General features: G+C 65.4%; 15 protein-coding genes and 1 pseudogene. 5 read left to right on the top strand and 11 right to left on the bottom strand.

The window, feature by feature from the left end:
* Nucleotides 1–35 precede the first annotated feature (35 nt).
* The 3 genes from ccsB to QAT43_RS04380 are packed head-to-tail and all read right to left on the bottom strand — an operon-like array spanning nt 36 to nt 2,117.
* Complete coding sequence (ccsB, locus tag QAT43_RS04370; protein ID WP_305041823.1) at nt 36–857, bottom strand: c-type cytochrome biogenesis protein CcsB; 822 nt, start codon at nt 855–857, stop codon at nt 36–38.
* Entirely contained in the window at nt 854–1,519 is a 666-nt protein-coding gene (locus QAT43_RS04375) for a precorrin-2 dehydrogenase/sirohydrochlorin ferrochelatase family protein (RefSeq protein WP_305041824.1), read from the bottom strand. Before QAT43_RS04375 ends, ccsB begins: the two co-directional genes overlap by 4 nt.
* A 19-nt stretch (nt 1,520–1,538) precedes the next feature.
* Nucleotides 1,539–2,117: an SIS domain-containing protein gene (locus QAT43_RS04380; protein WP_305041825.1), complete on the bottom strand. Its 579-nt coding sequence runs from the start codon at nt 2,115–2,117 to the stop codon at nt 1,539–1,541.
* 188 nt (nt 2,118–2,305) lie between these two features.
* Here QAT43_RS04380 and trxA point away from each other — a divergent pair, with 188 nt between their 5' ends.
* Nucleotides 2,306–2,635 carry a thioredoxin TrxA gene (gene trxA / locus QAT43_RS04385; RefSeq protein ID WP_305041826.1) on the top strand — a complete coding sequence of 110 codons (330 nt, stop codon included), beginning with the start codon at nt 2,306–2,308 and terminating at the stop codon, nt 2,633–2,635.
* A 70-nt stretch (nt 2,636–2,705) separates the two neighbouring features.
* On the opposite strand, the gene QAT43_RS04390 is transcribed toward trxA, so the two are convergent.
* Genes QAT43_RS04390 through dapF form a run of 5 tightly spaced genes read right to left on the bottom strand, consistent with a single transcriptional unit; the run spans nt 2,706 to nt 5,739 of the window.
* Entirely contained in the window at nt 2,706–3,260 is a 555-nt protein-coding gene (locus tag QAT43_RS04390) for a DUF4124 domain-containing protein (RefSeq protein WP_305041827.1), read from the bottom strand.
* Nucleotides 3,261–3,284: 24 nt separating this feature from the next.
* Nucleotides 3,285–3,788 carry a ribosome biogenesis factor YjgA gene (yjgA, locus tag QAT43_RS04395; protein WP_305041828.1) on the bottom strand — a complete coding sequence of 168 codons (504 nt, stop codon included), beginning with the start codon at nt 3,786–3,788 and terminating at the stop codon, nt 3,285–3,287.
* A complete protein-coding gene (dtd, locus tag QAT43_RS04400; protein WP_305041829.1) occupies nt 3,788–4,237 on the bottom strand; it encodes a D-aminoacyl-tRNA deacylase in 450 nt (149 codons plus the stop codon). The genes yjgA and dtd overlap by 1 nt, the downstream gene beginning before the upstream one ends.
* The gene (locus tag QAT43_RS04405) at nt 4,234–4,863 is read right to left on the bottom strand and encodes a pyrimidine 5'-nucleotidase (RefSeq protein ID WP_305041830.1); all 630 of its coding nucleotides are present in this window, start codon (nt 4,861–4,863) and stop codon (nt 4,234–4,236) included. Before QAT43_RS04405 ends, dtd begins: the two co-directional genes overlap by 4 nt.
* Nucleotides 4,864–4,899: 36 nt before the next feature.
* Nucleotides 4,900–5,739 carry a diaminopimelate epimerase gene (dapF, locus tag QAT43_RS04410; protein WP_442900204.1) on the bottom strand — a complete coding sequence of 280 codons (840 nt, stop codon included), beginning with the start codon at nt 5,737–5,739 and terminating at the stop codon, nt 4,900–4,902.
* 177 nt (nt 5,740–5,916) lie between these two features.
* Here dapF and QAT43_RS04415 point away from each other — a divergent pair, with 177 nt between their 5' ends.
* Together QAT43_RS04415 and QAT43_RS04420 are read left to right on the top strand one after the other, a co-directional pair.
* The gene (locus QAT43_RS04415) at nt 5,917–6,135 is read left to right on the top strand and encodes a hypothetical protein (RefSeq protein WP_305041832.1); all 219 of its coding nucleotides are present in this window, start codon (nt 5,917–5,919) and stop codon (nt 6,133–6,135) included.
* Nucleotides 6,136–6,140: 5 nt separating this feature from the next.
* Complete coding sequence (locus QAT43_RS04420) at nt 6,141–6,755, top strand: hydroxyacylglutathione hydrolase family protein (protein ID WP_305041833.1); 615 nt, start codon at nt 6,141–6,143, stop codon at nt 6,753–6,755.
* Between the two features lie 6 nt (nt 6,756–6,761).
* On the opposite strand, the gene QAT43_RS04425 is transcribed toward QAT43_RS04420, so the two are convergent.
* From QAT43_RS04425 to prmA, 3 genes are read right to left on the bottom strand one after another with little or no spacing between them, the layout of a single operon-like run.
* Complete coding sequence (locus QAT43_RS04425) at nt 6,762–8,096, bottom strand: RDD family protein (RefSeq protein ID WP_305041834.1); 1,335 nt, start codon at nt 8,094–8,096, stop codon at nt 6,762–6,764.
* Entirely contained in the window at nt 8,093–8,866 is a 774-nt protein-coding gene (locus QAT43_RS04430; protein WP_305041835.1) for a 16S rRNA (uracil(1498)-N(3))-methyltransferase, read from the bottom strand. Before QAT43_RS04430 ends, QAT43_RS04425 begins: the two co-directional genes overlap by 4 nt.
* Entirely contained in the window at nt 8,867–9,781 is a 915-nt protein-coding gene (gene prmA / locus QAT43_RS04435) for a 50S ribosomal protein L11 methyltransferase (RefSeq protein ID WP_305041836.1), read from the bottom strand.
* A 137-nt stretch (nt 9,782–9,918) separates the two neighbouring features.
* Between prmA and QAT43_RS04440 the strand changes: the two genes are divergently transcribed.
* The gene (locus tag QAT43_RS04440) at nt 9,919–10,725 is read left to right on the top strand and encodes a pyruvate, water dikinase regulatory protein (RefSeq protein WP_305041837.1); all 807 of its coding nucleotides are present in this window, start codon (nt 9,919–9,921) and stop codon (nt 10,723–10,725) included.
* Between the two features lie 40 nt (nt 10,726–10,765).
* A pseudogene (locus tag QAT43_RS14820) lies at nt 10,766–10,855 on the top strand (response regulator transcription factor); the annotation flags it as partial.

Here is a 10,855-nt window from a genome sequence, read left to right on the forward strand (position 1 = left end):
ACTCAGAAGTCCGAGGAAATTGATCGGCCCGGCGGTTATTTGAAATCATGCTCGGTGGGGAGCAGGAAGTTGACTCCCAGGTAGCTGAAGAGCAGACAGAGAAAGCCGATAATGGAAAAAATAGCCGCGCGCCGGCCGCGCCAGCCCGCCGTGAGGCGTCCGTGCAACAGGGCGGCGTAGAGAAACCAGGTGATCAGCGCCCAGGTTTCCTTCGGATCCCAGCGCCAGTAGCCGCCCCAGGCCGAATTGGCCCAGACCGCCCCGGTGATGATGCCCATGGTCATCAGGGGAAAGCCGAAGGTGAGGCACCGGTAGTTGATTTCATCCAGGGTGCTCAGGGCCGGCAGGCGATAGAAGAGCCCGGAGAGCTTCTTATTCTTGAGCATGCGCTCCTGCAGCAGATACATCACGCTCACGGCAAAGGCCAGGGTGAACATGGCGTTGCCGAGAAAGGCCAGCAGCACATGCACCGGAAACCACCAACTGCGCAGGATCGGATCGATTTCACCGACCCCCGTGAAGGTGGCGCCGCCGAAGAACATGAGAATCAGCGCCAGGGGCGTGATGAAGGCGCCGATCACCGCCAGCTTGTAGCGGGCGTCGAAGAGCAGGTAGATGCCGACCAGCGTCCAGGCGGAAAAGGACAGGGATTCATGCAGATTGGTCACCGGCGTATGCCCCGCCGCGATGAAGCGCCCCACCAGCACCGCGCTGTGCACGACAAAGCCGCCGATCAGCACCCAGCGCGCCGCCTTGCCCAGTTGCACCCGGCGAAAAAGAATATCGCCGAGATAAAGGACGGTGGCCGCCAGATAGATGAGCAAGGCGCATTTGAAAAGGAGGATGTTGGCGCTCATTTCAGCCCTTTCGGCAAGACGATTCCCAGGTGTTCAAGACAGATGCTTTCCCCCGTGACCCGCGCCAGCAGTTCCTCGACGGCGGCAGGCTCTCCCCGCTCCGCCAACTCGGCCAGACCGCCCGCCAGTAATTTCCGCAAAATATTGTAATTGTAGGACTTTTCTTCCGCGACTGTCAACCGCTTTTGACGCAGGGCCGCGGCAATCTCCAGCACCCGCGCCCACTCGGGACCATACTCACGCGCCAGGCGGTCACGCACCGCCGCCGCCAGGGCGGGACTAAGTCCGCCGGTGGACACCGCCAGGGTCAGATCCCCGCGGCGCAGCACGGCCGGCAGGTGAAAATCTCCGCCCCGCGGATCATCCACCGCCTGGGCCAGGGCGCCGGCGGCGCGCGCCGCCGCGACGATGCGGGCATTGAGCTCCCGGTCGTCGGTGGCGGCGAACACCAGGAACGCGCCCTCCACATCCTCGGCGCGCCAGGGGCGCTGCTCGGCCTCGACGTCGGCCAACTCCGCCAGGGCCTCTGCCCGCGGGTCGACCACCCGCACCCGCGCTCCGGCCGCCAGCAGACCCGCCACCTTGCGCCGGCCCACGGCTCCGGCACCGACCACCACGCAGCGTCGGCCCGTGAGCCGCACGCTCAGGGGATATTCCGCCATGCCTTGCACCACCCGCGCCTCAGAGGCCGAAAAGATCGGCCTCCACCAGATAACAAACCGTCCGGCCACAAAAAAGAAAGGTCTCCAGGGCGCAGCCCGGCGAATCGCTTTCGACTCTCACCAGAAAATCGGGACGCTCGCCCACGAAATCTTCCTCCCGGCCATGAAAGAGCAGCGCGACGCGGCTGCCGTTCTGCCGTGCCAGGGCCAGGGCCTCGGCCACGGCCGGGTCGGGAGGCGCGCCGCACAGGGCGAGCACCACATCGCCGCCGCCACCCAGAACCCGCAACTGGCGGGCAAAGTATTGCTCCGTGCGCTCGGCGCGCGCCAGCGCCAGGGCCAGCAGGGCGTCGTGGCTCAGGGACAGCACCGGCAACTGGGGCCGTTCGAGGGACAGGCGGAAGTTGAACAGGCTTGCCACCAGGTCGGCCACGGCCGCGAACTGGCCGCTGCCCAGCAGGATCAGGCGCCCTCCCTGGTGAAACACCTCCACGAGACAGGCGGCAAGCCGCGCCACATCCTCGGCGTGCCTGGTCAGGGTGTCCTCGAGCACGCTCTGGTGCTCCTGCAACGACTGGGCGATGCGCTCCTTGATCATGAATACCTCTTGGCGACGACGATGTCTCGCGGGGATGATAGGAGGGGCATGCCGGGCTGTCAAGGGTCGCCGCCGGGTTAGGAAATTTAAACCCTTGATTTTTTTCGCGCCTGCTCTATGCTTTTACGAAAATGATGGCCAATGCGGCATGCACCTGCAATCCGCTATTTCTTCAAGGAGTGACCCATATGGCAAGTGACAAGGTCGTGCAGTTGACGGATGATTCTTTCGAGGGCGAGGTTCTGAAATCCACCACGCCCGTGCTGGTCGATTTCTGGGCATCCTGGTGCGCCCCGTGCAAGGCCATCAGCCCGGTGGTCGACGGCTTGGCCGCCGAGTACGAGGGCAAGGTGAAAATCGCCAAGCTCAACGTCGACGAAAACCCCGCCACCCCCGGTCAGTACGGCGTGCGCGGCATCCCCACCCTGATTCTGTTCAAGGACGGCCAGGTGGTCGATCAGGTGGTCGGGGCGGTGCCCAAGAACCAGCTTGAGGGCTTGATCAAGAAAGCTCTCTAGAGCGCGCCATCAACAAGCATTTACCCAAATAGACCCCGCGAGGGGTCTATTTTTTTGCCCGGGCCCGGTCTCAGTTGGAGGGGATGGACTGGAGGATCTCGTCGACCTCGGCGCGCTCATGGGCGGGCACGAAAACCTGCGCCATGTCCTCCAGCAACTGCTCCTTGCCGGCGCGCGCGCGATCCATCGCCTCCAAGCTCTGGCGCACCACCTCGCGACTACTGTAGTTCCAGCGGTTGTAAGCCTGGTTGCGCCGGGTCACGGCCGCCTGGTAGGCGTCGGCCAACTCCTGCGCCTGGATCTTCCACTCCGCGATCAACGCCTGCCGCTCGGCGCGCGCCGCCTGTTCGCGGCGCGCGAGCTCCTCGGCTTCGGCGGCGGGCATCTCCGATTCGTCCATCGCCGGGGCCACGCTCAAAGCCCCGGCGGTGTCGGAGTCTTCCTCCACCGGCCGGCAGCCGGGGGGAAACTTGCTGGGATCATCGGTCATGAGCAGCAGGCCGCTCTGATCGCGGCAGCGATAGACTTGCGCCTCCGCGACGAGGGGCGACAACCCCGCCACCCAGAAAAGCGCTGCCGGCAGAATCCCGCACCCCACCCGCAAAACACCCGTCCCTGATTTCATTTGCTCCTTTTCTCCCTTTACCTTCTAGGGTCGGCCGCGTTCGGCGGCGGCCCGCAACAAACGAAAAATTTCCCGATAGGGCCGCCGATCGCCGGTTTCCTGAAAGTTTAGCGCAAGAACCGTCAAGCGCTCGGCGTCGCAGGCGGGAAACAGCCGCGCGGCCTCGTGCAGCGCCTCGTCCAGGGTCTCGGCGCTGCACAGCCGATCACGCAACTGCTCGAGTTGATGAAAATCCTCAACCTGGCCTTGGCGGCGCCCCTGACGCGCGACCAGCAGATTTTCCAGGGCGGCCGCGGCCTCCTCGGCGCGCCGCAGCAATCCCGCCAAGTGCTTGGTCTGGCGCCGCCGCGCGCCGTGGTTGCGCGCTTGCCGCGCCAGGCGCAATTCGGCCAGCAGGGATTCGTCCCAACCTAGGCGCCGCACCTCGCTCTCCGAGAGCTCCAGCGCTTGCCAGGCGAACTCCTCGATCTGCTGCGCCCGGCGTTTGGCGGCGCTGCGACTGGGTGGCGCTTCGCGAAAATCGTCCATCAGAACTCCCGGCGGCTGTCGAGCAGTAAGGTTACGGGACCGTCATTGAGCAGATGCACCCCCATGTGCGCCTGAAACACGCCGGTGGCGACCTCCAGACCCGCGATCCGCAGGCGGGCGACGAATTCCTCGTAGAGCCGATTGGCCGTCTCCGGCGCGGCTGCCGGGGTAAAGCTCGGCCTTCGTCCCTTGCGGCAATCGCCGTACAGGGTGAACTGCGACACCACCAGCACCGCGCCGCCGACCTCGGTCACGGACAGATTCATCTTGCCCTGTTCATCCTCGAAGATCCGCAACCCGGCGATCTTGTCCGCCAGATAGGCCAGATCCTCGGCCCCGTCACCTTCGCCCACGCCGAGCAGCACCAGCAAACCACGGCCGATGGCACCCACCACTTGCCCATCCACCTCGACACGGGCCTCGGCGACCCGCTGCACCACCGCCCTCATTGCCAGCCGCCGATCAATTGGGCGGCCTGTTCGGCGCGCGCCACGCAGGCATCCACATAGGGTGCCCGCAGGGCATCGCCGACCAGCACGGTCCTCATGCCCAAGGTCTTGGCTGTTTCGAGGTTGGTCGGGCTATCCTCCACCATGACGCAGCGCGCGCCCTCCACGCCGAGGCGCCGCAGCACGGCCTGGTAGGGGTCGACATAGGGCTTGGGTCGGTAGTCGGCGACGCGGATATCGAATATGGCGCTGAACTGATCCGCCAGACCCAGGGCCCCCAGCACCCGCTCGGCGTGGCCGCGCGAGCCGTTGGTGAACACCACCTTGGTTCCCTCCAGGGCCTGCAGCGCAGCGCGCAGCTCGGGATCGGGCACCAAGCGGCTGTGCACGTCGACGTCATGCACATATTCGAGATAATCCTCGGGATCGACCCCGTAATGACGCATGAGCCCGCCCAGGGTCACCCCGTATTTTGCCCAGTAGGCACGGCGCAGCCCGTCGACCTCCGAGGCGGCGATCCCCACCACCTCGCGCATGTAGCGGTTGATGCGCACGTCGATGAGAGAGAACAGCTCACGCTCGGGGGCGTAGAGGGTATTGTCGAGGTCGAAGATGATGACGTCCATGTAGTGTCCTCGGCCAAGGGCGCACGCGGTGCGCCCCTACGTGGGGTCGTAGATGCCCTCGAAGACCTGGACGGCGGGCCCGGTCATGAACACCTGGCCGTCCTCGTGCCATTCCATTTCCAGGTCGCCGCCGAGCAGGTGATTGACGATGCGCCGGTCGGTATGGCCGGTGAGCACTCCGGCCACGGTGACCGCCGAGGCGCCGGTTCCGCACGCCAGGGTTTCGCCCGAGCCGCGCTCCCAGGTGCGCTGCCGGACTTCGCCGCGCGACACCACCTCGACGAATTCAACGTTGGTGCGCCGCGGAAACATTTCATGATTTTCGATGACCGGACCGTACTTGGCCACGGGAAACTCGGCGACGTTGTCGACGAAAATCACGCAGTGCGGATTGCCCATGGACACGCAGGTGATATGAAAGGTGCGGTCGAGGACCCGCAGCTCGGCGCCCACCACCTGCTCCTCGGCGGGGCCCGTCATGGGGATCTCGCCGCGCTTGAGTCGCGGCAGGCCCATGTTGACCCGCACCTTGCTCACCTTGCCGGCGGCATTGGGAAAGAGTTGCAGGGTGAGAATCCCCGCGCCGGTCTCGGCGGTGACCTCGGTTTTTTTCACCAGCCCGTGGTCGTAGGCGTACTTGGCCACGCAGCGGATGCCGTTGCCGCACATTTCCGACTCGCTGCCGTCGGCGTTGAACATGCGCATGCGCACGTCGGCCTTCTCGGAAGGCAGAATCAGGATCAGCCCGTCGGCGCCGATGGCGAAGTTGCGGTTGCTCAGTTCGATGGCCAGGGCCGCCGGGTCGGCGACGGGCGTATCAAAGCCGTTCACATAGACATAATCGTTGCCGGCGCCATGCATTTTAGCGAATTTCAAAGCCATAAATTTCCTCGTCCTTTCCACCGGGTGGAGATAGGGCCGCACTCGCGGGCCAAGCGATGATTATAACCAACCCCGGCCGTCGCCAGCAAGTGGCGATTCGTGCGCTTGTCGTTGACCTGCCGCGGCGGCTGTTTTATATTCGTGAAAAAAATACCGAAAGAGTGAACAATTATGGCATTCAACCTGAAAACCAAGATTTGGCAGACGGGGGCTCTCGACTGGTGGGGGTTCATCGACGGCGACGACCAGTATCTCGGCTCGCGGGAATTCCCCCTGCCGCCGGAAGAAGGCGACGAGTGGATCGTGCGCTCGACGGGCGACATCTTCAAAGTCATCGACGGGGAAATCCGCAAGATCGGCAAGGGCGAGCCGCCCCGCATGCACTGGTGAGGCCCATGGCCCTGGAGATCGTCCAGATTCGCGCCGGGCGCATGGATAATTTTTCCTACCTGGTCGTCTGTCCGGTCACCCGGCGGGCCTTGGCCGTGGATCCCTCCCTGGAGCCGGAAAAGCTGCTCGCCGAAGTCGCCGCGCGCCAGTTGCGCCTGGAGTTGCTGGTCAACACCCATGGCCATGGCGACCATACCGCCGGCAACGGCCTGGTGTTGCGCGAAACCGGCGCCCGCCTGGCCGCTCATCCCCTGGACGTGCCGACCGCCGAGATCGCCCTCGCCGAGGGCAGCCGCCTGGAGGTCGGCGAACAAAGCGTCGCGGTCCTCCACACCCCCGGCCACACGCCCGGCTCCATTTGCCTGCATGCCGGCGACAACCTGATCACCGGCGACACCCTGTTTGTCACCTTCGTCGGTCGCGCCGACCTCGCCGGCAGCGATCCGGCGGCCCTCTATCAAAGCCTGCGGCGCCTGGCCGCCCTGCCCTCCGCCACGCGCGTCTTTCCCGGTCACGACTACGGTCCACAACCGGTATCGACCATCGGCGACGAATGTCGACTCAATCCCTATTTGCGCTGTCCCGACCTGGCCAGCTTTCTCAAGCTGCGCATGGGCTGAGGCGGATCAGGGCTGCTCGTCCTCGGGCACGGCCACCAGCCGGGTGCCCGCCATGCGGTCGTTCCAGCCCCGCCCCTCGGCATCACGCAGCGCCAGAAAAAACCCGGCCCCCAGGCTGAGCAGACAGGCCAGGCCGCCGACGCTGTGCAAAAAGGCTTCCGCCGGCGCCAGCTCGCGGCCGGCACTGCCCTCCAGACGCAGCCCGAAGAGCATCTTGCCCGGCGTCTGGCCAAGAAACAGGTGAAAGGCGGTGAAATAGGCGAAGCAGACCAGAAAGAACAGCAGGTAGTATGGCAGGGACAGAGTGATCAGTTCATGTAGGCTCGGCAGCAGCGCCGAGACGCCGGGCGGCGCCAGCAGGCGGGTCCCGATGATCAGGAAGAGCAAAAAGGCGCCGACGACCAGAAAGAGGTCGAGCCAGAAAGCCCCCAGGCGGGCCACCAGGGACGGCAGCAGAAAGGGCGCGCCCGCGCTTGCCTCCCCCGGCGGGGGAATCTCGACTGGTTTTTCCGCCGTTGCCGCGAAGGGCTCCGGAGCCTGCCCGGCGGCAGCAGGCTCCGGTTGGTCAAAAGGGTCGGCGGGCGTCTCCTTGGCCGCCTCGGACTTGCCCTTGGAGATGGGCTTTTCCTGCCCTTCAAAGTCGATATCACCCCAGGCGGGAGCCTCGGCCTCATCGACCGCGGCGGGCGGCGAGGGGCCGTCCAGATCGATGCCCGCGAAATCCAGCTCGTCAAAGGTGGGCAACTCCACCTCGACGCTCTCGGCGGCGCTCACCTCGGCGAGGTCGGGCAACTCTTCCTCAAGGCTATCGAAGGCCGGCAGCTCCTCGCCGACGCTCAAATCGGCCAGGGCATCCTCGTCCCAGGCCTCCTCGGCGGGCGGCGCGGCGATGTCCCCAGCGCCCCCGCCATCCGCCGACTCGTCGAACAGCAGCTCAGCCAGCTCGCCCTGCGTATCCAGAGCGAAGGACTCCCCGCCGGCGGACGCCGGGGATGGCTCCAGGGGAGGCGCAGCCTCATTGTCCTGCTGCCAGTCGATGTCGAAGCTGTCCTCGACCGCCGCGGCAACAGCGGCGGCTCCGGCCACGGCGGCACCCGCCACGACAGCACCCGCCGGTTTGGCGGCCGTTTCGTCCTGCTCCATGAAGCCGTAGTCGAAATCGGATTCCCCCGCCTTGGCCATGACCGGGGCCGCGGCCCCCGGGGGCGCGGCCTTGTCACGATGTGGAAACAACAGGCTGCGCAAGCTGAAGCGCCCCTTGAATTCCTTGAGATCGTTGCCGCACTTCTTGCAGCTTTCCAGATAGTCAAAACTGTTGAACCCGCATTTGGGACACTTCATGGCGACTCCTTCGACAGGGGGGCCGGCAAATTCGCTTTGCCCGCCGGGCCGAGATCTCCGTAAAGATATTGCAGAATGGCGACGACGGCGAAACCCGCCGTCTCGGTGCGCAAAATGCGCGGGCCGAAGGCCACGGGCACGAAACCGGCGGCGCGCGCCGCCGCAACCTCCCGCGCCTCCAGGCCGCCTTCGGGGCCGACCAGGATCGCGGCGCCGCGAGGCGGCGCGGCGGGCAGCACCTCGGCCAGGGGCCGGCTTTCCTCTTCCCAGAGCAACAGACGCAGCTCCTCGTCCCCGACCAGGGCCTCGGGCAGGGAACAGGGCGCATCGAGTCGCGGCAGAATGGGCCGGCGACACTGGCGGGCGGCTTCCAGGACGACCTTCTCCCAGCGCCGACCGCGCGCCAGCCGCCGGGCCTCGTCGAGACGCGGCACGCTGCGGCCGGCTTCCAGGGGGGTAAAGGCCGTGACGCCCAACTCCGTTCCCTTCTGCAAGATCAGGTCCATCTTGTCGGATTTGGGCAGACCCTGGATGAGGCGCACCGCAAAGGCCGTTTCGGGCGCCCGCGTTCGAGCGATAACGCGGACCCGGACGACATTTTTGGTTAGCGCTTCGATGCGGCAGCGGCACCCAAGCCCCGCCCCGTCGAGCAGCAGGATCTCCTCGCCCGCCGCCAGGCGCAGCACCCGGGTCAGCTGATGGTGCGGCTCACCGGCGAGCTCCACCTCATCGCCGGCAAGGGCTTCGGGCGCCACGAAAAAGCGGTGCATTCAGGCCCCGCGTCGATAGGTCAGGCAAATCCACTCGTCCTGCCCGCGCACCTCGGGTCCGCCGAGGGCAAAGCCGGCGAAACCCTCGCGCACCAAGGCCTCCTTTTCCCGCAGGATCCCCGAAAGAATCAGAAATCCGCCAGGGGCCAGGCGGCTGGTCAACGCGGCGGCCAGGCGTACATTTTCCTCGGCGAGAATGTTGGCGAGCACGATATCGAAAGGTCCACCCAGGGCCTCCAGCGGCTGGTCGGTCACCTCGATGCGCGCGGCGACGCCGTTGGCCAGGGCGTTTTCCTCGGCCACCCGGCAGGCCTCGGGGTCGATGTCGCAGGCCAGCACCCGCGACGCGCCCAGGGCGGCCGCGGCGATGGCGAGAATGCCCGAGCCGGTGCCGACGTCAAGCACCCGCGGCGCGGGCACCGCGTCCATGGCTTGCACCAGCACTTCCAGGCACAGGCGGGTGGTGCCGTGGGTGCCGGTGCCGAAGGCCATGCCGGGGTCAAGGGTCAGCAGCACTTCGCCCGGCGCCGGGGTCAAGCCCTCCCAACTCGGCCGCACGACCAGGCGACCGACCCGAAACACGGGAAAATGCTGCTTCCAGCCATCGGCCCAGTCATCGCCCGCCACCTCACGAACGCGCGCCTGGCTCCACGCGCCGGGAAAGGCGTCACGCAGCCAGGCCAGGGCCTGCTCCACGCGGGCGGCCAGTTCCTCGGCACGTTCCTCGGCGGCGAAATAGGCGCGAAGGGGATAGGTTTCAGGGTTGTCGGCGTCGGGATCGGGAGCGACGAAGGTATCGAGTTGACGTTCGAGCACGCGCACGCCGCTCGAACCCAGCCCGGCGAGCTCATGACAGACCAGGTCGACGGCGGCGGCGGGCACGTGGATATGCAGTTCCAGCCAGGGTGAATTCATGTTTCCTCTGTAACAGAGACCAGGAAAAAAGACAATAAAAACCTTGACAAAGTCTTAATGTTCAAGTCTAATTCAGATCAGTTAATGAGCCATCGACTTGAGGGCGGCGCGGCCCGTCCCAAAGAATACGGTAGGGCATGGCGGACATCCAACATATTTTTCTGCTCTCCGACGCCACCGGCGAAACCGCGGAGAAAACCGTCATGGCCGCCCTGACCCAGTTTCGCGACCACCCCACCCGGGTGCAGCGGATCAGCAACGTGCGCAACAAGAATCAGGTGTACGAAGCTCTCGACGCCGCTTTGCAGCAACAGGCGCTGGTGGTCTACACCATCGTCAACCGCGAGTTGGCGCAGATGATTCACGACGAGTGCGATGCCCTGGGGCTGCCGAGCATCGATCTGATCACGCCGCTGCTCATGCGTCTCTCCGAATTTTTCGGGGTGTCGCCCAAGGAAATGCCGGGCCTGCTGCACGGCGTCAACGAGGGCTACTTCCATCGGATCGACGCAGTGGAATTCACCGTCAAGCACGACGACGGCCAGGAACTGCGCAACCTGCACAAGGCCGACATCGTGCTGGTCGGGGTCTCGCGCACCAGCAAGACGCCCCTGTCCATCTATCTGGCGCACAAGGGCTGGAAGGTAGCCAACGTGCCGCTGGTGCCGGGCATCGATCCGCCCAAGGAGCTGTTCGAGATCGACCAGAAGCGCATCGCCGCGCTGCTTATCGATCCGCAGCGCCTGCTGGAATTGCGCGCCTCGCGCTTGCGCAACCTCGGGCAGGACGCGCGCAGCGCCTACGCCGACTACGAAAGCATCGAGCAGGAAATCGCCACGGCGCGCCGCTTTTTCCGCCGCCAGCGCTGGGCCATCGTCGACGTAACGGGCAAGGCGGTGGAGGAAAGCGCCAACGAGGTTCTGGTCAAACTCAAGCTGAAATAGAGACTGTCAAATTTTCGCAAAGGACAAAGGAGCGATGATCATGCGAATTCTGGTGGTGGAAGACGAGAAGAAAGTGGCCAGCTTCATCAAGCGCGGGCTCGAGGAGGAAGGTTATGCCGTCGATGTCGCC

The organism is Geoalkalibacter sp. (assembly GCF_030604225.1).
GTDB lineage: Bacteria > Desulfobacterota > Desulfuromonadia > Desulfuromonadales > Geoalkalibacteraceae > Geoalkalibacter.

Bases quoted from the DNA above. Each gene is read 5' to 3' on its own strand.
- trxA (WP_305041826.1), top strand. From the start codon at position 2,306: ATGGCAAGTGACAAGGTCGTGCAGTTGACGGATGATTCTTTCGAGGGC.
- yjgA (WP_305041828.1), bottom strand. From the start codon at position 3,788: ATGGACGATTTTCGCGAAGCGCCACCCAGTCGCAGCGCCGCCAAACGC.
- QAT43_RS04375 (WP_305041824.1), bottom strand. From the start codon at position 1,519: ATGGCGGAATATCCCCTGAGCGTGCGGCTCACGGGCCGACGCTGCGTG.
- QAT43_RS04425 (WP_305041834.1), bottom strand. From the start codon at position 8,096: ATGAAGTGTCCCAAATGCGGGTTCAACAGTTTTGACTATCTGGAAAGC.
- QAT43_RS04380 (WP_305041825.1), bottom strand. From the start codon at position 2,117: ATGATCAAGGAGCGCATCGCCCAGTCGTTGCAGGAGCACCAGAGCGTG.
- QAT43_RS04440 (WP_305041837.1), top strand. From the start codon at position 9,919: ATGGCGGACATCCAACATATTTTTCTGCTCTCCGACGCCACCGGCGAA.
- QAT43_RS04415 (WP_305041832.1), top strand. From the start codon at position 5,917: ATGGCATTCAACCTGAAAACCAAGATTTGGCAGACGGGGGCTCTCGAC.
- QAT43_RS04420 (WP_305041833.1), top strand. From the start codon at position 6,141: ATGGCCCTGGAGATCGTCCAGATTCGCGCCGGGCGCATGGATAATTTT.
- QAT43_RS04390 (WP_305041827.1), bottom strand. From the start codon at position 3,260: ATGAAATCAGGGACGGGTGTTTTGCGGGTGGGGTGCGGGATTCTGCCG.
- dtd (WP_305041829.1), bottom strand. From the start codon at position 4,237: ATGAGGGCGGTGGTGCAGCGGGTCGCCGAGGCCCGTGTCGAGGTGGAT.
- QAT43_RS04430 (WP_305041835.1), bottom strand. From the start codon at position 8,866: ATGCACCGCTTTTTCGTGGCGCCCGAAGCCCTTGCCGGCGATGAGGTG.
- QAT43_RS04405 (WP_305041830.1), bottom strand. From the start codon at position 4,863: ATGGACGTCATCATCTTCGACCTCGACAATACCCTCTACGCCCCCGAG.
- ccsB (WP_305041823.1), bottom strand. From the start codon at position 857: ATGAGCGCCAACATCCTCCTTTTCAAATGCGCCTTGCTCATCTATCTG.
- prmA (WP_305041836.1), bottom strand. From the start codon at position 9,781: ATGAATTCACCCTGGCTGGAACTGCATATCCACGTGCCCGCCGCCGCC.